The following is a 20527-nucleotide window of genomic DNA, read 5'->3' on the forward strand; positions in this document are numbered from 1 at the left end:
GGAACACCGATGACCACCGGCAGGATCGTCATGTACGTCTTCGCCGCGATGCTGGCGGGGGTGACGCTCGGCCTGCTGAGGAGCTGGCCGCCATCGGACGTGCAGAACGGTGTCGCGCAGCCCCAGGTCCCGGTGATCGACTCGCGCATCTCCGTGCGCCCTGGACCCTCCTCGACCAGCACGCCGCCGAGCCCGTCGAGCACACCGAGCCCGGCGCCCGGCACCGAGGTCCTCGCGCTCACCAGCCCGGACACCCCGAAGCCGGGACCCGACCTGCCGCCCGGCGAGTACGTGCGCGAGACGGGCGAGGGCTGGTGGCGGACCATCGCCGGCACCACCCCGCAGGTCGGGCGCGGGCAGGTGCACACCTACTCGGTCGAGGTGGAGCAGGGCGCGGTGCTGCCCTCGCAGCACCAGCCGTTCGCCGCCGCCGTGGACGCGGCGCTGGCCGACCCGCGCGGGTGGACGGCGTCGGGGACCGTCGCCTTCCGCCGGGTCGACGTCGAGGAACCCGACGTGCGCATCCGGCTCACCGCATCGGCGACCGCCAGGGCCACCTGCGGGTTCGAGCTGCCCTACGACACGTCCTGCTACATCGACGGGGTCGTGTACGTGAGCGCTCCGAGGTGGTTCCGCGGCGCCGAGTCGTTCGGGGGAGACCTGGCGGGCTACCGGAAGTACCTCGTCAACCACGAGGTGGGGCACCACCTCGGTCACGGCCACGAGGTCTGCCCGCAGGACGGCGCGCTCGCGCCGGTGATGATGCAGCAGACCCTCTCCGTCTCGAACGACCGGCTCGCCGAGGTCACCGCCGCCACCCCGCAGGGCAGGACGGTGCCGCGCGACGGCAGGACGTGCCGGCCCAACCCGTGGCCGAACCCGGAGGTGACCAGGTGAAGATCGCGATGGTCTCGCTGCAGACCAACCCGTTGACCGCACTGACCGACCCGGACGCGGCCGGCCCGCGCCTGCACGTCGCGAAACTCGCCGGGGCGCTGCGCCGGCAGGGCCACGAGGTGACCGCGTACACCCGCCGGACCGACCGCAGGCTGCCGCAGCGGGTGCGCGTCGCCGACGGGTTCGCCGTCGTGCACCTGCCGGCCGGCCCGGAGCAACCGCTGGAGGAGGACGTCGTCGTCGCGCACATCGGGGAGTTCGTGCGGCGGCTGCAGGGGTGCTGGTCCGGTGCGGCGGCACCCGACGTCGTGCACGCCCACCACTGGACGTCGGGGCTCGCGGCGGTGCTCGCCACCCGGTCGAGTGGAATCCCGGTCGTGCAGAGCTTCCACGCACCCGTCGGCGGCGACTCCGCCGGACCGGAGCGGCTGGTCGGGCGCACGGCAGCGGCCGTGATCGCCACGTCGGGGCACGAGGTGGACGAGCTCGTCCGGCTGGGCCTGCGCCGCTCCGCGATCACCACGGTGCCGTGGGGTGTCGACGCGGACGTCTTCACGCCGACCGGCCCGGCCGCACCGCGCACCGGGATGTGCCGCGTTCTCGCGGTGAGCGAGCTCGGCCCCGACGCGGGGGTGGACGACCTCATCGGCGCGCTGCCCGCGGTGGCGTGGACCGAGCTCGTCGTCGCCGGCGGCGCGGACGGCCCCGAGCTGCGCCGGCTGCGCGCCCTGGCCGTCAAGCTCGGCGTCGCCGACCGCGTCACCTTCCGCGGCCCCGTCCCGCACGCGGAGCTGCCCGCCCTCTACCGCTCCGCGGACGTCGTGGCGTGCCCGCAGCGGCGCGAACCGTTCGGCGTGGCCGCGCTGGAGGCGATGGCCTGCGGTGTGCCGGTCGTGGCCTCGGCGGTGGGCGGCCTGGCCGAGAGCGTCGTGCACGGCGCCACCGGACTGCTCGTGCCACCGCGGGAACCCGGCCTGCTGGCACGGGCGCTGCGGTCACTGCTGCGCGACGACGTCCGGCGCCAGGAGCTCTCCTTCGCAGCCCAGGACCGCGCCCGCGTGCGCTACGCGTGGGAGCGGGTGGCGCTGGAGACGGCCACGACCTACGAACGGGTGATGTCCGCGAGCGGACCGGTGGTCACTCGGTGGCAGAAGACGCCGGTGTGAACGCCCCGACCGCGGTCGGCACATCGGCGAACATCGTCAGCAGCTCGTGCAGCCCGGTCATCTCGATGGGCTGCCGCGCGGCGCGTTCGCTCGCCACGACGCCGAACGCGACCCCGGACTCCGCCGCGAGCCGGTTGACCGCCACGAGCACGGACAGGCCCGCCGAGTCGAAGAACTCCACCGCGAGCTCCAGCACCAGACCCCGCGGGCGCGCCTCCAGCTCCCTCGCCAGTGCGCCGTGCACCTGGTCGGCGTTGGTCATGTCGACCTCGCCGGCCAGCCGCACGACGGCGACACCGTCCTGCGCCGAGACCGCTATCCGCATCACCAGTCCGCCTTCCGCTCCCGACAAGCATCCCGGTCGCGGACGCGCGATGCACGACCGGTGTCCGTGATGACGCGGGACACCGACCGGCGGCCGGCGCACCGGCCATCCCCGCCGCCATTTCCGGCACCAGTCCGGTTCCTGTGCCGAAAATTCCCCAAACGCGGGAAACGCAAGATCACTCGATCGAGTGGTGAATTGTATTCGTTCACACCATCGCGTGATGTCTGATTTTGCGTTCTGAGTGCACTTCGATACGGTTCTCGCGGAGTTGCGGCCGGTTCGATTTTCTCGGCGCATTCCGATCGATTCAATCACTCAAGGAGATTTTCGTGCTGAAGAAGGCAGGGGCGGCCGTCGCTATCGCGGGCGCTTTCCTCGGTTTCGGTTCGCAGGCGCTGGCCGACACCCCCGAGCTGGACATCACCGACCAGGTGGGTGTTGCGGACCTGAACGACTCCGAGGTCCTCAGCGACCTCAACGCCTGCTTCATCGACGTCAACGTCATCGCGGTGCCGGTCCTGTCGGACAACGACAGCGGTCTGTGCGGCAACCCCGACGACAAGTGACGCGACGGCGCAACCCAGGTTGCGCCGTTGTCGTGGGTGGGAGCGGGGCCGAGGCCGGGGTGCCGCACTCCGTTCCCCTTCTCCAGCACCTGCACGTAGTCAGACCCAACCACGAGTGCTCGAAGAGGAGCGATTCTCCATGCTGAAGAAGACTGTTGCCGCTGCTGTTGTCGGTGCTGCTTTCCTGCTGGTCGGCACGCCGGCGTTCGCGGGTGAGTCCGAGGACTTCGGCCACATGATGGCGATGGCCGCCGAGTACGACCACACCCACCAGGTCGGCCTGCTGAACCTGGAGGACTCCGAGGTCCTCAGCGACATCAACGTCTGCCACGTCGACGTCAACGTCATCGCGGTGCCGATCCTCTCGAACAACGACAGCGGCGTCTGCGCGAACCCGGACACCGACATCGACGTGGTCGAGGCCCACGCCCACGACGGCGACGACGACTGATCGTCTGACCGCTGCGTGACCCCGACCGTTTCGGCGATGTCCGGACGTCCGGTTCCGTTTTCTCGAACACGACGCGGGTGACCTGGGCGAACATCGCGACTGAGGTCGGCGGGTGCCGGTTCGCGGTTCAGCGGACCGGTGGTCCCCACCAAGCAGCGCCCGGCTGGGCAAACCAGCCGGGCGCTGCTTCGCGTTCGGAACCCGTAGATTTGCCGGTGACCTTTGCAGCCGGGCAACGACATTGTTCCGCTCGCCACGACGTGGCGTCACCCGATCTCGCGGTTTGCAGGTTTTCGGTCTTTTTCCGCGATTCTTGCCGCCACAATGTCCGCATGACTGGTACGCCGATCTTCGATGAGCTGTACGCCAAGTACGTCACCGGCGCGCCTCGCGCCGGGGCGGCGGTCGCGGAACGGCCCGTCCTGCCTCCTCCGGCGACGGCGAGAGACGAGCGACAGCACCCGCCCGCGGCGCAGCACCACCACGCGGCCAAGCACGAGGCGTTCGTGTGGCCGAGCTGAGCACCCGGTTCAGTCGGACTTCGTCGTGACACCCCGGCACGCCGCGACCCGTTCGTAGACCGCCACGGCCTCCCTCGCGATCCGGTCACCGCAGTAGCGCGCCAGCACCCGGTCACGTCCGGCGACGCCGAACTCCTCCCGCCAGGTGTCGTCGGCCAGCAGCCGCCGCAACGCCCTGGCCAGTGTGGCGGGCTTGCCGGCGGGCACGTGCAGGCCGGTGACGTTGTGCACCACGACGTCGAGCAACGCGCCGACCGCGGTGGCCACCACCGGGACGCCGCACGCCATCGCCTGCAACGCCGCGACACCGAACGGTTCCGCCGACGGCACGCACACCACGGCGTCGGCCGAGCGCAGCAGTCGCGGCAGCTCGGCCCGCGGCACCGCGCCCGCGAACACCACCCGGTCCCGCACGCCGAGCCGGCCCGCCAGCTCGCGCAGGTCCGCGTCGTCACCGCAGCTCCCGGCGACCACCAGCTCGGTGTCGTCCATCGTGGACACGGCGGTGAGGGTGTCGGCGACCCCGCCGCGGTGCGCCGGCCCGCCGGTCACGAGGACCCGCCGCAGGGCGTTGCGCACCGCAACCGGGCCCTCGGGGCGGAACAGCACCGGGTCGACCCCGCACGGCAGCACGGAGACCTGCGTGCGGCGCAACCCCAGCCGCCACAGCTCCTGCGCCTCCTGCGCGCTCATCGCCACGATCGCCGACGCCCTGCGCGCGACCAGCACCTCGGCATCGGCCCGCCGGCCGGTCCGCTCCGCCCCCACCGCGGTGTACGTGTGCACGACCGGGACCCCGACCAGGTGGGCGCCGATCACGCCCACCAGCGCGGAGGTCCAGTGGTGGGTGTGCACCACGTCCGGCGGACGCGCCCGCCACTCCCGCGCCAGGAACTCCGCGAACTCGCCGAGGTGCGGCACGGTCTCGTCCTCGGTGAGCGGGTGCTGTGGCCCGGCCGGCACGTGGACGACGTCGTAGCCCTCGGCGGTCCGCACGCGGTCCAGGGGTGAGGGGCCGTTCCGCCGGGTGTAGACCACCACCTCGTGCCCCAGCCCGCTCAACGCGGCCGACAGCTGTCCGACGTGCGCCCCCTGCCCGTGGTCGGCCACCAGCGGGCTTGCCTGCTCCGACACCAGGGCGACGCGCATGCGCCGCACCACCGCCGGGCCGGCCGAGCGGAACGCGTCGAGCAGCGTCCGGTGCCGCGGCACGACGTCGGCGAGGCCGCTGACCTCCAGCGCGTGCAGCACCTCCGGCCCGGCGGCGACCAGGTGCAGCGGAACGCCCCGGTTCGCCGTCTGGTCGTGCGCGTCGAGCAGGGCGCTGACCCCGCACGGGCTGAGCGAGACGACCTGTCCCAGGTCCACCAGCAGGGCACGGGGTTGCTGCTCGGCCTGTGCGGTCAGCTCGGCCGCCAGTGCCGGGGCCGCGGTTGTATCCACTTCGCCGGCCACGGCGACCACGGTGATCCCGTCGTGCGACGTCGAGTGGAGCGACCAGCGGTCGGTCAGCCCTGGAACGGGGTGCGGCATCTCGGGTTCTCCCTCGCACGAGGCCGGTCACCGAGCTGCAGGCTCAACTCGCACGTCAGGTCGTCAGGACTCCGAACCTAGGCCCGGAACGGCAGGGCCCACAACTCGACGTGCGACTGTCACCCGGGAGGGGTGCGCACTTCCGCCCGACCGGGAGGAAGGGGTCACGCGTGGTGATCTCGACGCGGGAGGCAAGTCCACTGTGGAGTGTTCAAGAACCGGCCCGCCGCAACGGTCAGCGACGCGCCCGGTCGTCTTCCTCTCGCCGGGTCCGTCCGGCGGACGCGCGCCGGGTCCGCAGCGAGGCGGGGCGGGCCTTCGCGGACGGGTCGCGCTTGGTCTTGACCAGGCTCGCCACCGTGACCACCAGCAGCACCACGGCGATGACCGCGAGGCTGAGCAGCGTGGGGATCTCCGGGACGCTCTCGTCGACGTCCTCGTGCAGCCACTGCAGGATCAGCTTCACGCCGATGAAGGCGAGGATCAGCGACAGCCCGACCGACAGGTACACCAACCGGTCCAGCAACCCCTGCACGAGGAAGAACAACGCGCGCAACCCGAGCAGCGAGAAGGCGTTCGCGGCGAAGACGACGTAGGGCTGGGCGGTGATGCCGAAGACCGCGGGGATCGAGTCGAGCGCGAACAGCAGGTCGATGGTCCCGATCGCCACCAGCGCCACGAACAGCGGCGTGACCATGCGCTTGCCGTTGTCGCGGGTGAACAGCTTGCCGTCCACGTAGTCGTCGGTCACCGGCAGTACCCGGCGCGAGGTCTTGACCACGACGTTGTCCTCGATGTCGGGGTCTTCGTCGCGGTGCCGGAACAGCTGCACGGCCGTGTAGATCAGCAGCAGCCCGAACAGCAGGAACACGAACGAGAACAACGACAGCAGCGTGGCGCCGAGCGCGATGAAGATCGTCCGCATGATGAGCGCGAGCACGATGCCGAATGTGAGCGCCTTGTGCCGGTGCTGGTCGGGCACCGCGAACGTCGACATGATGATGACGAACACGAAGAGGTTGTCGACCGACAGGCTCTTCTCGACCAGGTAGCCGACGAAGTACTCCGAACCCGGCCCGCCGCCGTAGTGCAGCGTGAACCAGACGCCGAACCCGAGGGCCACCGCCACGTAGAACACCGACCACGCCGTCGCCTCGCCGAACCCGACGTGGTGCGGGCGCTTGGCCGCGACGAGCAGGTCGACCGCGAGCAGCAGCACGACCAGACCGACCGTCACCGCCCAGGTCAGGAAGCTGATGTCGAGCTGCTGGGCGTTCACGGGGCCGTCGCCGTTCGCGTGTCCATGTCGCACCGGGTTCCCGGTGACCGGTGTTCGCGAACCTCCGGGGCCTCCCACGAGCGACCGGGACGCCCGGCGCGGGCGTCCCGGCTCGCCGCGGTTACCTCTTGAGGTTCTTCGTGACGCTGTCGACGATGCCGCCGACCGCGTCCTTCACCTTCTCGACACCGTCGTTGAGCGCCGCCTTGGCCTGGTCGGCGCGGCCCTCGTCGGCGAGCCGCTCGTCGCCCACGGTCTCACCGGCGGCCTCCTTGGCCTTGCCTCCCAGGTCCTCCGCCTTGTTGCCGAACTTGTCCGCCAGCGACATCGCGTCCTCCTCAGTCGAGTTCCGGATGTCTTGAGGACGCGTGCTCCGCGGCGGGCGTCACGCCCTGATCAGGTGAACACCGGGTGAGCGTCGTCACGGGCCGGCCGCGGACCCCTGCATTCCATTATGGACGAATTCGTCGCCGTTCCCGGTTTCCGGTGGGTCCCGCGCGGGAAAGCTGGAGCACCACCGCCTGCCGCCGGCGGGCACAGCAATCGGAGAGTCGCATTCCCATGAACAACCAGATGGTTTCGCAGCGTGCCTCGGCGCAGTCGACGGCGGACGTCGTCGCGGACGGGCTCTTCAGCCACCCGGACGTGCAGCCGGCCACCACGAAGACCGCCGTCGCGGCCAAGCAGGGGTTCTACACCGACCTGTTCCGCGAGCCCACTTCCTGAACAGCGCTTTCGACGTCGCTGACCCGCTCGTCGTGCACACCGGCCCGGTCACCCATACGGTCGACCAAAGGGCTTGGGGCTGGACAGGAGCAGCGGTGAGGGATCGCAAGGCGGTGCGGATCGCCGCGCCCGCGGGACGGCCGGGGTTCACCGACGACGTTCCCGCCGTCGTCGTCGTGGGTGGCGGGATCGCGGGGCTCTCGGCGGCCACCGTGCTCGCCGAGCGCGGCGCGCGGGTGGTGCTGTGCGAACGCGAGGACTACCTCGGCGGGCGGGTCGGCGGCTGGAGCACGCGGCTGAAGGACGGCAGCGAGGTCACGATGACCCGCGGCTTCCACGCGTTCTTCCGGCAGTACTACAACCTGCGCGCGTTGCTCGGGCGGGTCGACCCCGGCGGCAGGGCGCTCACGCCGATGCCGGACTACCCGTTGTGGCACGCCGGTGGCGACCGCGACTCGTTCGCCGGGCTGCCGACGACCGCGCCGTGGAACGTGCTCGCGTTCCTGCGCAGCAGTCCCACGTTCCGGTGGCGCGACCTGCCCGGCATCAACCCGGAGGCGGCGCTCAAGCTGCTGGACGTGTCGGTGCCGGAGGTCTACGACGACTTGGACCGCATCGACGCCGTCGAGTACCTGGAACGCGTCCGGTTCCCGAAAGCCGCGCACGCGCTGGCGTTCGAGGTGTTCTCCCGCAGCTTCTTCGCGCACCCGCGGGACATGTCGGCCGCCGAGCTCGCGGTCATGTTCCACATCTACTTCCTCGGTTCCAGCGAGGGCCTGCTCTTCGACGTCGCCGCCGACCCGTTCCCGCACGGCCTCTGGGACCCGCTGGGACGCCGGCTCGTCGAGCTCGGTGCCGACGTCCGCACCGGCACCGAGGTGCGGTCGGTGGCCCGCGGCGGGAAGCGGCGGTTCACCGTCACCACCGCCGGCGGCACGATCGACGCCGACGCGGTGGTGCTCGCCGCCGAGGTGCCCGGTCTGCGCAAGGTCGTGGCCGCGTCCCCGGACTTGGGCGACGCCCCGTGGCGGGAGCGGATCGCGGCGCTGCGGACCGCGCCGCCGTTCCTGGTGTCGCGGTACTGGCTCGACGAACCCGTGGACCGGCCCGGTTTCGTCGGCACGAGCGGGTACGACCTGCTCGACAACGTCAGCGTGCTCGACAACTACGAGCACGAGGCACGGGCGTGGGCGGCGCGCACCGGCGGCTCCGTCGTGGAGCTGCACGGGTACGCCATTCCGGCCGACGTGGACGAGGCCGAGGCCCGCCAACGGCTCTGGCAGCAGCTCACCGAGATCTACCCCGAGACCAAACGGGCCACCGTCGTCGACGAACGGCACGAATGGCGCGAGGACTGCCCGCTGTTCCCCGCCGGTGGCTACGAGCACCGGCCGCGCGTGCGCACACCGGACGACTTCGTCGTGCTGGCCGGTGACCTCGTGCGGGTCGACCTGCCGGTCGCGTTGATGGAACGCGCGGCCACCACCGGGTTCGTCGCCGCCAACCAGCTGCTCGGCCGCTGGGGCGTCACCGGCACGGACCTGTGGACCGTGCCGTCCGAGGGCCGCGTGCCGTTGCTGCGCGCCGCGGCCCGCCGGCGGAGGTCCGCGTGACCGCGGCCGGGCAGCCGACCGGCAGAGGGGCCACCGGCGCACGGGCGGCGGCAGCGGTCGCGTGGCTGTTCGGCGCGCTGGTGGTGCTGGCGCAGATCGTCTACTCCATGACCGACCCGGCCGACCGCCTGTTCACGACGGTCGGCTCGGTGCTCGCGTTCGCCGTCGCGTCGGTGTGCGACGCGTACGCGCGGTTCGGCCCGCGTGCGGCGGGGCTGCTGGTGGCCGTCGCCGGTGGTGGCGGTCTGCTGGCGGAGACGATCGGCGTGCACACCGGGTTCCCGTTCGGCGAGTACCGCTACACCGGCACGCTGGGCCTGGAGGTCGCCGGAGTGCCGGTGGTCGTGCCGCTGGCCTGGGTGATGATGTGCTGGCCCGCGCTGCTCGCCGGCCGGGCGCTGGCGCGGTGGCTGCGCGCGGACCGGCCGGTGTGGCCGGTGGTCGCGCTCGGTGCGTGGGCGCTGGCGGCGTGGGACGTGTTCCTGGACCCGCAGATGGTCGACGCCGGCCACTGGGAGTGGGCGCACCCCACCCCGGCGCTGCCCGGCGTGGCCGACGTGCCGCTGACGAACTACGCGGGCTGGCTGCTGGTCGCCGTGCTGATGATGACCGCGTTGCAGCGCACCGTCGGGGAGGCGCGCGAGCTGCACCGGGTGCCGCTGGGGCGGCGGGTCGTGGAGCTGATCCGGACGCGCGAACCGGTGCCCCACCGGGGCGTCGGGACGCGGTCGGGTGAGCTGGACCGGGCGTCGGTGCCGCACCGGGCTGCCGAGGCGCGCCGGTCGGGTGAGCTGGACCGGGCGTCGGTGCCGCACCGGGCTGCCGAGGCGCGCCGGTCGGGTGAGCTGGACCTGCGGTCCGGACCGGCGCCGGTGCTGTACCTGTGGACGTACGGGTCGTCGGTGTGGGCGCACACGGCGTTCTTCGGCCGCCCCATGGTGTCCGTGGTCGCCGGCCTGCTGATGGGTGCGGTGGCGGTGCCGTTCGCGGTGGCGCTGTGGCGAGCGCACCGATGAGGCGACTGGTCACCGCCGCGGTGCGCGGTGCCGCTGTCGGGGCCGTTGCCGCCGCCGTGCACACCGTGGTCAACGCGCGGCTGATGCGCGTGCCGCCCGCCGACCCGCGCGAGTGCGTGGAACCGGTGTCCGTGCTGGTGCCCGCACGCGACGAGGCCCATCGGATCGCGCCGACCATCCGCTCGGTGCTGGAGCAGGAGGGCGTGCCCGACCTGGAGGTCGTCGTGCTCGACGACGGTTCGGCCGACGGCACCGCCGACGAGGTGCGCCGGGTGGCGGCCGGCGACCCGCGGCTGAAGGTCGTCACCGGTGACGGGCCACCCGCCGGGCTGCCGGGCAAGCCGCACGCCTGCGCGCAGCTGGCCGAGCTGGCCCGCGGGCGGGTGCTGGTGTTCGTCGACGCGGACGTCGTGCTCGCCCCGCACGCGGTGGCCGCGGCCGTGGAGCTGTTGCGCGCCAACCGGCTCGACATCGTCTCGCCGTTCCCGCGGCAGCTCGCCGACGGTGCCGCGACCCGGCTCGTGCAGCCGCTGCTGCAGTGGTCGTGGCTCGTGTTCCTGCCGCTGCGGCTGGCCGAGACCTCGCCGCGGCCCGCGCTGTCCGCGGCCAACGGCCAGTTCCTCGTCGTGGACGCCGAGGCCTACCACCGCTGCGGTGGCTTCGCCGGTGTCGCCACCGCCGTGCTCGACGACATCGCGCTGATGCGTGCGGTCAAACGCAGCGGCGGCCGCGGTGTGGTCGTCGACGGCAGCACGGTGGCGGCCTGCCGGATGTACGAGGACTGGGCGGACGTGCGGCAGGGCTACGAGAAGTCGCTGTGGTCGGCCACCGGCACCCCGTCCGCGGCGGTCGCCGTGTCGGCGTTGTTCGCCTGGCTGTACGTCCTGCCACCGCTGGCGGCGCTCACCGGGTCGCGCGCGGGTGCGGTCGGGTACGCGGCGGGGGTGCTCAGCCGCGTGGTGGCCGCCCGGCACACCGGTGGCCGGGTCTGGCCGGACGCGCTCGCGCACCCGGTGTCGGTGGGGGTGTTCCTGACCCTGGTCGCCCGGTCGTGGCGGGCCCGGCGGGCGGGCAGCCTGCACTGGAAGGGCCGTTCGTTGAAGGGGAGCAGCTGACGTGGCACGGGTGGTGGTCATCGGCGCGGGCATGGGCGGACTGGCCGCGGCCGCACGGCTCGCGAAGGCCGGGCACGAGGTCACGACGTTCGAGCAGGCGGCCGGGCACGGCGGCAAGCTCGGCACGGTGCGGCGCGGCGGTTACACCTTCGACACCGGGCCTTCGTTGCTGACCCTGCCGCACGTCTACCGCGACCTCTTCGCCGCCACCGGCGCCCCGCTCGACGACCTCGTCGAGGTCGTGCCGGTGGAACCGACCTGCCGCTACCGCTTCCCCGACGGCTCCGAGCTCGACCTGCCGCACGCCGAGAAGCAGGTGGACGACGCGATCGCCGACGCGTTCGGACCGCAGGCCGCCCGGCAGTGGCGCGCGGTGATGACCGACGCGGAACGGTTGTGGGACCTCGTCGGCGAACCGGTGCTGCAGAACCCGCTCGGCGGTGTGCGCGACCTCGTGCGCCGCTCGGCGAGCGTCCGCGACCTGATGGCGATCGCGCCGTGGCGCACGCTGCGCGGGGCGGGGGAGCGGCGGTTCACCGACCCGCGGCTGCGGATGCTGCTCGACCGCTACGCCACCTACAGCGGGTCCGACCCGCGCCGCACCCCGGCGCTGATGACGGTCGTCCCGTTCATCGAGCAGCGGTTCGGCGGCTGGTACGTCCGCGGCGGGCTGCGCCGGCTCGGCGACGCGTTGTTCGAACGCTGCGCCGAGCTGGGCGTGCGCTTCCGGTTCGACACACCGGTCGTCGGCGTCGACACCGACGCGAGCGGCGTCACCGGGGTGCTGCTGCCCGGCGGCGAACGGCACCGCGCCGACGTCGTCGTGTCCGATGTGGACGCCGAACACCTCTACGGCGAGCTGCTCACCGAACGGCGCGCCCGCCGCCCGCGCCGGATGCTCGCCAAGACCCAGCCGTCGCTGTCGGGGTTCGTGCTGCTGCTCGGGCTGCGGGGCCGGACACCGGACCCGGCCCACCACCGCGTGCTGTTCCCCGCCGACTACGACGCCGAGTTCGACGCGATCTTCGGCAGGCACCCGCACCCGGTGACCGATCCGACGGTCTACGTGTGCGCACCGGACGACCCCGCCGTGGCACCCGAGGGCGACGAGGCGTGGTTCGTGCTGGTCAACGCGCCCCGGCAGGGCCCGGTCGACTGGACGGAGCCGGGGCTGGCCACCGCCTACGCCGACCGCGTCCTGCGGGTGATGGCCGACCGCGGCCTCGACGTGCGCGACCGGGTGCGGCTGCGGGAGATCCGCACCCCGGCCGACTGGGCCCGCGACACCGGCTCGGTCGGCGGGTCGATCTACGGCTCGTCGTCCAACGGGCCGCGGGCGGCGTTGCTGCGCCCGGCCAACCGGTCGCCGGTACCGGGGTTGTTCCTCGTCGGCGGCTCCGCCCACCCCGGCGGCGGGCTGCCGCTCGTGGCGATGTCAGCGCAGATCGTCGCTCGGCTGGTGGGCCCGGCCTGACCCGGTCCACGGCCGGCCGGCGAGCTCCCGCCGGACACCGGCCGCGAGCTGACCGAACCCCACGACCGCGCACACCGCCCACAGCACCACCGACACCGCCGCCCAGCCCCACCCGGTGACGGGCGTGCCACCGGGCGACAGGGCCGTTCCCGCGCAGGCGACCGCGACCACGACCACCCGCGTCGGCCGCTCCGCGACGGTGATCGCACCCGCCGACGTCATCCCCACGGCCTGCGCCTTGGCCCGCGCGTACTCGTGCAGCAGCAACGACATCGCGATCCCGGCACACCACCACGCCTGCGCCCCGAGCACCAGCAGCACCAGCACCAGGCACACGTCGGCCAGCCGGTCGGCGACCGCGTCGACCACCGCACCCAGCGGCCGCACCCGGCCGGTGCGCAGGGCGACCGCGCCGTCCAGCCCGTCGAGCACCCCGGTGCCCACCACGAGCAGCAACGCCAGCAGGGCCCACCACCCGCCCGCCGCGGCGGCACCGACGGCACCCAGGGCGACGACGACACCGGCCGCGGACAACACGTCGGGGTGGACCCGGTCGAACGGGCGGGCCAGCGCGTGCACGAACCGCAGCCAGCCGACGACCAGCCGGCTGCCGGACACGTCCTCGCCGTGCACCCGCGACCACTCGGCGACGGGATTTCGCTCAGCACCGGTCACAACCACAACCGTAGGCGGAGGGGTGACATCACGCAGGTTCGGGTACCTCCCGATCATGCAGGTACTCCGCGCTGTGGTGGCAGCCACCCGCTCGGCGCTGCACGGCCGGGACCTCCTGCTGTGGGCGGCCGGTCTGACGTTCTTCGCCGGCCTGGGCCTGGTCCCGCTGCTGCTGCTGGCCCTGCGCGGCGCGGCACTGCTGTTCGGGCCCGGGTTCGTGCTCGACAGCGCCCGCCTGCTCGGTGACGCGCTCCCGGCGGCCGCGCGGAACCCGACCGAGGGGCTCGTGCGGCTGGCCGAGGCGGCGGTGACCGCGCCGTGGCCGCTGCTGGCGGCGTCGTTGCTGCCCGCGTCGCTCTACGGCGAGGGGTTGCGCCGCGGCCTGGGCCAGGCGGCCGGTGAGAAGGTGACCAAGTGGACCGGGTGGGCGGGCCGCATCGCGTTCCTGCCGGTGCTCGCACTGGCGCCGCTGCTGATCGCGCTGCCGCTCGCGGTGACCCCGGTCGTCGCCCCGCTGTACGCGGAGGGCGGCTGGTCCGCGGTGCTCGGGGTCGTGCTGTCGTTCCACGCCGACCTCGTGCCGGTCTGCGCGACCGTCGGCCTGGTGTTCGCCCTCGCCGGACCCGTCGACCTGCCAGCCAGGACGAGCTTCGCGGCCGGTGTCGCCGTCGGCGCGGTCCTCACCGGCTTCCTGCACGGTTTCGTGCTGTTCCTCGCCATCCCGGTGGACTGGGCGATTCCCTACGGCGGCTTGGCCGGTCCCGGCGTCGTGGCGGCGCTTGCGCTGTGGCTGTTCCTGCTGCACGCCCTGCTGTTGTTCGGGTACCGGGCGACACTGAGCACGCACGAGGTGCTCACCGCCCAGCCGCAGGGGGTTCGTTGCCCGTCTCGCTAGCGCTCTTCACGCGCGACCTCCGCGTGCACGACAACGCGATGCTCACCGCCGCGGCCACCGCCGGCGAGGTGCTCCCGCTCTTCGTGGTCTCTCGCACGGACTTCGCCGGGCCGAACCGGGCCGCGTTCCTCACCGGCTGCCTGCGCGACCTCGCCCGCGGCCTCGCCGACCGCGGCGGCGCACTGGTCATCCGGTACGGCGACCCCGCGGCCGTCGTCGCGAACCTGGTGCGGGAGCACGACATCACCCGCGTCCACGTGTCCGCCGACGCGAGCGCGTACGCCCACCGCCGCGAGCGCGCCCTGCGCGAGGCGGTGGGGGACCGGCTCGTGGTGCACGACGACGTCGTTCCCGCCGTGGCACCGACCGGTCCGTTCGAGCCGGTCTTCACACCGTTCTTCCAGCGCTGGAACGAGGTCCCGCCACGCACCCCGCTGCCCGCACCCGGCGGCCTGCGGCTGCCCAGCGTCGACCCCGGCGAGCTCCCCTCGGCCGAGACCTTCTCCCGCGGCATCCCGGCACCCGGCCTGCCACCCGGCGGCGAACGCCACGGCCGGGCCCTGCTGGACTTCTGGGCGCGAACCGGAGTGCACCGCTACCCCGAGGACCGCGACGACCTGGCCCGCCAGGGCTCGTCGCACCTGTCCGCACACCTGCACTTCGGCTCGCTCTCCGCGGCCGAGACCCGTCACACCGTCGGCGCGCACGCCGGCCAGTTCGTGCGCCAGCTGGCGTGGCGCGACTTCTACCTCCGGGTCCTCGCCGCACGACCGGACGCCGCGTGGCAGGACTACCGCGACCGCGGTGACCGGTGGCGCCACGCCCCGGCCGACCTGCTCGCCTGGCAACGGGGCCGCACCGGCTACCCGGTCGTCGACGCCGCCATGCGCCAGCTCACCACCGAGGGCTGGCTGCCCAACCGCGCCCGCCTGCTGGCCGCGAGCTTCCTCTGCAAGACCCTGTACCTCGACTGGCAGCCGGGCGCCGCGTTCTTCCTGCACCACCTCGTCGACGGCGACCTCGCGAGCAACCAGCTCAACTGGCAGTGGGTGGCGGGAACCGGCACCGACACCCGCCCCGGCCGGGTGTTCGACCCGGTGTGGCACGGCGAGCAGCACGACCCGGACGGCGCCTACGTCCACCGGTACGTGCCCGAGCTGCGGTCCGTGCCCGGTCCGCTCGTGCACCGGCCGTGGGAGCTCGACGCGTCCGTCCGCAGTGGACTCGACTACCCCGGACCCGTGGTGGGGCTGGAAGAGGGGTACGCGCGGTTCGTCAGTGCCCGCAGGAAGCACAAGCAGGGCAGGCAGCAGAAACGCAGGCGCTGACCGCTCAGGCCGCCGCCGCGCCGAACAGCCCCGCCAGCCGGTCGAGCGACCGCTTCATCGCCACCTCGTTCCGCCGGGGAATCCCGGACAGCCCGAGCAGCCACGCCGTGCGCGCGGTCGACCAGTCGAACGTCTCGGTCACCTCGGTCGTGCCGTCGCCGAGCGGGACGAGCCGCCACCGCCACCGGTGGCCGTTGAAGTGGCGCCAGGCGATGAGCCGGTCCTCCTCGAACTCCACCACGGTGTTCTCGATCCGGTACGCCACGCCGATGCGCATGTCCATGCCGAAGGTCGCGCCGAGCGACAACCGGGCCGGCGCGCCCGGCCGGGGAGCGCGCACCGTGCCCGACCCGTCGATCAGCGGGTGCTTCGCCGGGTCCGCCAGCAGGTCGAAGATCCGCTCCGCCGCCGCGGGCACCGTCCTGGTCACCGAGGTGCTGCGCACCGGCTACCCCTCCACGCCGCGGACGGTCGTCATCGACGTCAGGCCCGACATCTCCAGGATCGGCGTGAGTAGCGGCGTCGCGATCAGCTCCGCCCGTTCGGCGTGCGCGAACAGGACGCTCATGCCGGCGCTGTCGATGTAGTGGACCTCGGTCAGGTCCACCACGAGCGGGCCGGTGGTGCCGGAGAGCGCGGCGGCGAACGCCCCGGTGTTGCTCAGGTCGATCTCACCCGCTGCCTTGACCACCGATCGGCCGTCCGCGGCGGTGGTCTTGGTCAGCTTCAGCGGCGTCGTCATCAGGAATCATCACCTGCATCGTCACGGTCGTACCGGTCGGTTCGGGGAGGATGGCGACCTCGTCCATCATCGTCCGCATGATCGTCGTGCCCATGCCGCGGCGCGCGGCCGGGTCGGTGTTCGGGGTCTTCCAGGTGCCGGTGTCGACCACGGTCACGAGCAGCCCGGTGTCGCCGGCGGACTCGACGCGCACCCGCACGTTCTCGCGGGTCTCGTCGCGGTAGGCGTGCTCGATGGCGTTGGTCCAGGCCTCGCCCACGGCCAGCAGCACGCCCTGCGCCAGCGTCGTGGACAGTCCGCATTGGCCCAGCCAGGTGCGCAGCGTGTTGCGCGCGCCGTGCATCTGGTTCGGCTCGGCAGCGAAGTTCAGCTCCAGCGGCGCCGGGTGGCGGTAGAGCAGCAACGCGACGTCGTCGTCGTAGCCGCCGGCCGGGGCCAGGGTCTGCATGATCTCGCCCGCGAGGTCCTCCAGGCCGCTGGACCGGCCCTGCTGCACCGCTTCCGCCGCCTTCTCGATGCCCTCGGTCAGCGAGCGGCGCCGGCGTTCCACCAGGCCGTCGGTGTAGGTCAGCAGGGTCGAGCGGGGCGGCAGGGTGCACTCGGCCTCCGCGCGCCGCACGCCCGGCTTGACCGCGAGCGGGATCGACCGGCCGTCCTCCAGCAGCCGGGTGGTGCCGTCGTGCAGCGCCAGGATCGCGGGCGGGTGCCCGGCGCTGGAGTAGACGAGGTGACCGGTCGTGGAGTCGAGGACACCGCAGAACACCGTGGTGCACAACGCCCCCGGCACCCCGGCGGCGAACTGGTCGAGCGCCTCCAGCGCGCGGGCGGGACCGATCTCCTGCAGCAGCAGGGCGCGGCAGGCGCTGCGCAGCTGGCCCATCACGGCCGCCGCGGTGAGCCCGCGGCCCACGCAGTCGCCGACGACGATGCCGATGCGCCGGTCCGGCAGCTCGAACGTGTCGTACCAGTCGCCGCCGACCTCCAGCGGCCGCGCGGCCGGCTCGTAGCGCACGGCGAACCCGCCCGGCAGGAGCGACGGACCGAGGATGGCCCGCTGCAACGCGATCGCGGTCTCCCGCTGCTGGTCGATCTGGTGCGCGCGGGACAGGCCTTGCGTGAGGTGACCGGCCAGCACCGACAACAGCAGCTCGTCCTGCTCGGTGAACTGCTGCAACGCGTCGATGCGCAGCCACAGCACCATCGGTCCGTCCGGGTGCTCGACGGTGACCACGACGCTGCCGTCGCCGAGCACGACCGGGACCAGCGCCTGGTGCTCCCGGAACGACGTCAGCACCACCCGCTCGTGCTCCGGCATGTCCTCCCAGACGAAGCCGGCGGACCCGTTGACGACCAGCGGGTCGTGGTGCCGTGCGAACACGACGGCCAGGACGTGCTCCGTCCGCCAGAGACCCTCCAGCTGCTCGATCGCACTCGTCAGCGCGTCGCCGGTGTCCGTGGCCTGCGACAGCCGCATGCTCATCTCCGCGAGCGCGGCCTCCCGCCTGCGGGCGTGGTGCTCTGCGGTGACGTCGCGGAAGGTGCCGACCGTCATCGTGTCGCCGCTGTCCGGGTCGCGAGCCGGGTTCATCAGGGCGCTGAGCCACAACCGCCGGCCGTCGCGGTGGGTCACCGGCACGGTGTGGCTGCGCTGGTCGCGGCCGGACCGCTGCTCGAACGCGGCGGCGAACTGCTTGCGCGCCTCCGGGTCCGTGGGCCACCACGGGTGCGGCACCGGGTAGGGCAGCCCCTCCGGCCCGTAGCCGAGGATGTCGGTGAACGCGGCGTTGATCTCCACGACCGTGCCGGCGCCGTCGCAGACGAAGAACGCCTCCTGCAACGAGTCGATCAACGCGTCCCGCCAGCGGGCGTGCCGGCCGCGCAACCGGGCGAGGTCCACGTTCGCCCGCACCCGCGCCAGCAGGTCCGCAGCGGCGAACGGCTTGACCAGGTAGTCGTCCGCCCCGGCGCGCAGGCCCTCGCCGGAGGCCTCCTGACCGGCCCGCGCGGACAGCAGCAGCACCGGCACCGCCAGCGTGCGCTGGTCCGCGCGCAGGGCCGCCACCAGCGACAACCCGTCCATCCGCGGCATCATCACGTCGCTGACCACCAGGTCCGGCGGCCGGGCGCGGGCGGACTCCAGCGCCGCCAGGCCGTCGTCGACCGCGCGCACCTCGTAGCCCGCGCGGTGCAGCAGCCGGGTCAGGTACTCGCGCATGTCCGCGTTGTCGTCGGCGACCAGCACCGTCGCGGGCAGCTCCGGCGCGGCACCGGCGGCCGTGCTGGGCAGCAGCTCCTCCACCGTCAGGCCGGGCTCCGGCAGCCAGCGCAGCGCCTCCTGCACGTAGGGGGCGGCGATGTCGGACGTGGCGGGCGCGGTGGAGTCCTGCGCGAGCGCGTCGGCGGGCAGGTGGTGCGTGCCGAACGGCAGCTCGACGGTGAAGGTGGTGCCGGCGCCCTCGGTGCTCTCGGCGCGGATCGTGCCGCCGTGCAGGCCGACGAGCTCCTGCACCAGCGCGAGCCCGATGCCGCTGCCCTCCTTGGACCGCGACCACGTGTTCTCGATGCGGTGGAAGCGCTCGAACAGGCGCGGGATCTCGTGCTCCGGCACCCCCACACCGGTGTCGCTGACCGTCACGACCGCCCGGTTCGACCCGGCCCGCACGGACACGCCGACCGATCCCTCGACGGTGAACTTGAGCGCATTGCTCAGCAGGTTCAGCACGACCTTCTCCCACAGGCCGAGGTCGACGTGCACCGGCTCCGGCAGTGGCGCGCAGTCGATCTCGAAGCGCAGCCCGGCCTTCTCCACCGCCGAGCGGAAGACGCTGGCGAGCTCCGCGGTCACCGCGGCGAGGTCGACCGGCTGGAAGTGCGCCTGCATGCGGCCCGCTTCGAGGCGGGAGAAGTCCAGCAGGGTGTTGACGAGCTTGCCCAGCCGCAGGCCGTTGCGGTGGATGACCTCCAGCTCCTGACCGGCCTGCGGGTCGGCGGCGGACAGCCGGTCGCGCAGGTCCTGCACCGGACCCATGATCAACGTCAGCGGCGTGCGGAACTCGTGGCTGATGTTGGAGAAGAACGCGGTCTTGGCGCGGTCGAGCTCGGCCAGCTCCTCGGCCCGCCGTTGCTGGGCCTGGAAGTTGCGGGCACCGGCGATGCCCGCCGCCAGGTGGCCGGCGACCAGCTCCACGAACCCGAGGTAGCCGTCGTCGAGCGGCCGGTGCCGGTTCAGGCCGGCGACCAGGAACCCGTACGGCGCGCCACCGGGCCGTTGCAGCGGCACGACCAGCGCGCTCGTGGGCGGCCGGCTCCACGTCCCGGTGGGCAGGCCGTCGTGGTCGTCGAGCCCGACCACGACGGACTCGCCGCGCTTGGCGGCCGCCAGCGGCCAGTCCACGGCACCCGGCGGCGCCGGCAGGTCCTCCGGCGCGGCAGGGTGGCCGTGCTCGATGCCGGTGGCGCAGGCCAGCCGCGCGTGGCCGTCGTCGAACAGGTAGGTCAGGGTGAACGGCAGGTCGCGCTGGTTGCGCCCGAGCTGCGTGCACGCGAACGCCAGCACCTCCTGCTCCTCGCGCGCGACGCTCGGGTCCGAGCCGAGGTCGCGCAGCGTGGCCATCCGCCGCTCGGCGATGACGCGGTCGGTCTCCTCGCTGACCACGCACAGCATCCCCGCCACCGCGCCGCTCTCGTCGCGCAGCGGGCTGTAGGAGAAGGTGTGGTAGCTCTCCTCGGAGTAGCCGGACCGTTCCACGAACAGCAGCAGCGCCTCGTCCCACGTCGCGTGCCCGGTGGTGAGCACGCTGTCCACGCGGGGACCGATGTCCTCCCAGATCTCCGCCCACACCTCGGCCGCCGGTCGCCCCAGCGCCCACGGGTACTTGCGGGCGAGCGTGTTGCGCCGGTAGGCGTCGTTGCAGAAGAAGGTCAGCTCCGGACCCCACGCGAGCCACATCGAGAACCGCGACGACAGCAGCACGCTGACGGCGGTCTGCAGGCTCTGCGGCCACCCGGAGGGCGGGCCGAGCGGGGTGGCGGTCCAGTCGACCGCGGCGAGGTCACGACCGACCAGAGGGTCCTCGGCGAAGACACCGGTGAGCGCGGGCCGGTCGTCTCTTCCACCGGTGTCGTCAGAGCGGGTCACCGACCGTCCCTTCGCCACACCTCGACAGTTGACCTGTCCAGGGTGCCCAAACCCGGCGACGGCT

General features: G+C 73.0%; 20 protein-coding genes. 12 read left to right on the forward strand and 8 right to left on the reverse strand.

Annotated features, from left to right (window positions below):
• The first annotated feature begins 9 nt into the window (after positions 1-9).
• Together AB0A63_RS19510 and AB0A63_RS19515 are read left to right on the forward strand one after the other, a co-directional pair.
• On the forward strand, positions 10-897 hold the full coding sequence (locus AB0A63_RS19510) for a DUF3152 domain-containing protein (protein ID WP_360392949.1): 888 nt from the start codon (positions 10-12) through the stop codon (positions 895-897).
• Complete coding sequence (locus tag AB0A63_RS19515) at positions 894-2063, forward strand: glycosyltransferase (RefSeq protein WP_360392951.1); 1170 nt, start codon at positions 894-896, stop codon at positions 2061-2063. The genes AB0A63_RS19510 and AB0A63_RS19515 overlap by 4 nt, the downstream gene beginning before the upstream one ends.
• On the opposite strand, the gene AB0A63_RS19520 is transcribed toward AB0A63_RS19515, so the two are convergent.
• On the reverse strand, positions 2035-2388 hold the full coding sequence (locus AB0A63_RS19520) for an STAS domain-containing protein (RefSeq protein ID WP_360392954.1): 354 nt from the start codon (positions 2386-2388) through the stop codon (positions 2035-2037). The genes AB0A63_RS19515 and AB0A63_RS19520 overlap by 29 nt on opposite strands.
• Before the next feature lie 332 nt (positions 2389-2720).
• On the opposite strand from AB0A63_RS19520, the gene AB0A63_RS19525 reads away from it, so the two are divergent.
• The 3 genes from AB0A63_RS19525 to AB0A63_RS19535 all read left to right on the forward strand — a co-directional run bounded on the left by AB0A63_RS19525 (position 2721) and on the right by AB0A63_RS19535 (position 3929).
• The gene (locus AB0A63_RS19525) at positions 2721-2957 is read left to right on the forward strand and encodes a hypothetical protein (RefSeq protein WP_360392957.1); all 237 of its coding nucleotides are present in this window, start codon (positions 2721-2723) and stop codon (positions 2955-2957) included.
• Between the two features lie 139 nt (positions 2958-3096).
• Positions 3097-3408: a hypothetical protein gene (locus AB0A63_RS19530; protein WP_360392960.1), complete on the forward strand. Its 312-nt coding sequence runs from the start codon at positions 3097-3099 to the stop codon at positions 3406-3408.
• A gap of 332 nt (positions 3409-3740) precedes the next feature.
• A complete protein-coding gene (locus AB0A63_RS19535) occupies positions 3741-3929 on the forward strand; it encodes a hypothetical protein (RefSeq protein ID WP_360392963.1) in 189 nt (62 codons plus the stop codon).
• Between the two features lie 9 nt (positions 3930-3938).
• Here the strand turns inward: AB0A63_RS19535 and AB0A63_RS19540 are convergent, their stop codons facing one another.
• The 3 genes from AB0A63_RS19540 to AB0A63_RS19550 form a co-directional block, all read right to left on the reverse strand.
• The gene (locus AB0A63_RS19540) at positions 3939-5462 is read right to left on the reverse strand and encodes an anti-sigma factor antagonist (protein ID WP_360392965.1); all 1524 of its coding nucleotides are present in this window, start codon (positions 5460-5462) and stop codon (positions 3939-3941) included.
• A gap of 235 nt (positions 5463-5697) precedes the next feature.
• Positions 5698-6741: a TerC/Alx family metal homeostasis membrane protein gene (locus tag AB0A63_RS19545; protein ID WP_360392968.1), complete on the reverse strand. Its 1044-nt coding sequence runs from the start codon at positions 6739-6741 to the stop codon at positions 5698-5700.
• A gap of 121 nt (positions 6742-6862) precedes the next feature.
• The gene (locus AB0A63_RS19550) at positions 6863-7069 is read right to left on the reverse strand and encodes a CsbD family protein (protein ID WP_360392970.1); all 207 of its coding nucleotides are present in this window, start codon (positions 7067-7069) and stop codon (positions 6863-6865) included.
• 245 nt (positions 7070-7314) lie between these two features.
• Here AB0A63_RS19550 and AB0A63_RS19555 point away from each other — a divergent pair, with 245 nt between their 5' ends.
• The 5 genes from AB0A63_RS19555 to crtI all read left to right on the forward strand — a co-directional run bounded on the left by AB0A63_RS19555 (position 7315) and on the right by crtI (position 12685).
• On the forward strand, positions 7315-7467 hold the full coding sequence (locus tag AB0A63_RS19555; protein WP_360392972.1) for a hypothetical protein: 153 nt from the start codon (positions 7315-7317) through the stop codon (positions 7465-7467).
• A 113-nt stretch (positions 7468-7580) separates the two neighbouring features.
• On the forward strand, positions 7581-9080 hold the full coding sequence (locus AB0A63_RS19560; protein WP_360393733.1) for an NAD(P)/FAD-dependent oxidoreductase: 1500 nt from the start codon (positions 7581-7583) through the stop codon (positions 9078-9080).
• Positions 9077-10096 (forward strand): carotenoid biosynthesis protein, encoded by a 1020-nt coding sequence (locus AB0A63_RS19565; RefSeq protein ID WP_360392975.1) that lies wholly within the window; start codon positions 9077-9079, stop codon positions 10094-10096. Before AB0A63_RS19560 ends, AB0A63_RS19565 begins: the two co-directional genes overlap by 4 nt.
• Positions 10093-11211: a glycosyltransferase family 2 protein gene (locus AB0A63_RS19570; protein WP_360392977.1), complete on the forward strand. Its 1119-nt coding sequence runs from the start codon at positions 10093-10095 to the stop codon at positions 11209-11211. Before AB0A63_RS19565 ends, AB0A63_RS19570 begins: the two co-directional genes overlap by 4 nt.
• 1 nt (position 11212) lies before the next feature.
• Positions 11213-12685, forward strand: coding sequence for a phytoene desaturase family protein (gene crtI, locus AB0A63_RS19575; RefSeq protein WP_360392980.1), 1473 nt, complete (start codon positions 11213-11215; stop codon positions 12683-12685).
• Here crtI and AB0A63_RS19580 read toward each other — a convergent pair.
• Positions 12647-13360 (reverse strand): CDP-alcohol phosphatidyltransferase family protein, encoded by a 714-nt coding sequence (locus AB0A63_RS19580; RefSeq protein ID WP_360392983.1) that lies wholly within the window; start codon positions 13358-13360, stop codon positions 12647-12649. The genes crtI and AB0A63_RS19580 overlap by 39 nt on opposite strands.
• Before the next feature lie 55 nt (positions 13361-13415).
• Between AB0A63_RS19580 and AB0A63_RS19585 the strand changes: the two genes are divergently transcribed.
• Complete coding sequence (locus AB0A63_RS19585) at positions 13416-14255, forward strand: YhjD/YihY/BrkB family envelope integrity protein (protein ID WP_360392986.1); 840 nt, start codon at positions 13416-13418, stop codon at positions 14253-14255.
• Positions 14240-15583 carry a deoxyribodipyrimidine photo-lyase gene (locus AB0A63_RS19590; protein ID WP_360392989.1) on the forward strand — a complete coding sequence of 448 codons (1344 nt, stop codon included), beginning with the start codon at positions 14240-14242 and terminating at the stop codon, positions 15581-15583. Before AB0A63_RS19585 ends, AB0A63_RS19590 begins: the two co-directional genes overlap by 16 nt.
• Before the next feature lie 4 nt (positions 15584-15587).
• Here AB0A63_RS19590 and AB0A63_RS19595 read toward each other — a convergent pair whose 3' ends face one another.
• From AB0A63_RS19595 to AB0A63_RS19605, 3 genes are read right to left on the reverse strand one after another with little or no spacing between them, the layout of a single operon-like run.
• Positions 15588-16028 carry an SRPBCC family protein gene (locus AB0A63_RS19595; RefSeq protein WP_360392992.1) on the reverse strand — a complete coding sequence of 147 codons (441 nt, stop codon included), beginning with the start codon at positions 16026-16028 and terminating at the stop codon, positions 15588-15590.
• 3 nt (positions 16029-16031) lie between these two features.
• Entirely contained in the window at positions 16032-16325 is a 294-nt protein-coding gene (locus AB0A63_RS19600; protein WP_360392994.1) for an STAS domain-containing protein, read from the reverse strand.
• The gene (locus tag AB0A63_RS19605; protein ID WP_360392997.1) at positions 16255-20463 is read right to left on the reverse strand and encodes a SpoIIE family protein phosphatase; all 4209 of its coding nucleotides are present in this window, start codon (positions 20461-20463) and stop codon (positions 16255-16257) included. Before AB0A63_RS19605 ends, AB0A63_RS19600 begins: the two co-directional genes overlap by 71 nt.
• Positions 20464-20527 lie beyond the last annotated feature (64 nt).

The organism is Lentzea sp. NPDC042327 (assembly GCF_040647275.1).
GTDB lineage: Bacteria > Actinomycetota > Actinomycetes > Mycobacteriales > Pseudonocardiaceae > Lentzea.

Bases quoted from the DNA above. Each gene is read 5' to 3' on its own strand.
- AB0A63_RS19510 (WP_360392949.1), top strand. From the start codon at position 10: ATGACCACCGGCAGGATCGTCATGTACGTCTTCGCCGCGATGCTGGCG.
- AB0A63_RS19520 (WP_360392954.1), bottom strand. From the start codon at position 2,388: ATGCGGATAGCGGTCTCGGCGCAGGACGGTGTCGCCGTCGTGCGGCTG.
- AB0A63_RS19530 (WP_360392960.1), top strand. From the start codon at position 3,097: ATGCTGAAGAAGACTGTTGCCGCTGCTGTTGTCGGTGCTGCTTTCCTG.
- AB0A63_RS19535 (WP_360392963.1), top strand. From the start codon at position 3,741: ATGACTGGTACGCCGATCTTCGATGAGCTGTACGCCAAGTACGTCACC.
- AB0A63_RS19540 (WP_360392965.1), bottom strand. From the start codon at position 5,462: ATGCCGCACCCCGTTCCAGGGCTGACCGACCGCTGGTCGCTCCACTCG.
- AB0A63_RS19550 (WP_360392970.1), bottom strand. From the start codon at position 7,069: ATGTCGCTGGCGGACAAGTTCGGCAACAAGGCGGAGGACCTGGGAGGC.
- AB0A63_RS19555 (WP_360392972.1), top strand. From the start codon at position 7,315: ATGGTTTCGCAGCGTGCCTCGGCGCAGTCGACGGCGGACGTCGTCGCG.
- AB0A63_RS19570 (WP_360392977.1), top strand. From the start codon at position 10,093: ATGAGGCGACTGGTCACCGCCGCGGTGCGCGGTGCCGCTGTCGGGGCC.
- AB0A63_RS19585 (WP_360392986.1), top strand. From the start codon at position 13,416: ATGCAGGTACTCCGCGCTGTGGTGGCAGCCACCCGCTCGGCGCTGCAC.
- AB0A63_RS19600 (WP_360392994.1), bottom strand. From the start codon at position 16,325: ATGACGACGCCGCTGAAGCTGACCAAGACCACCGCCGCGGACGGCCGA.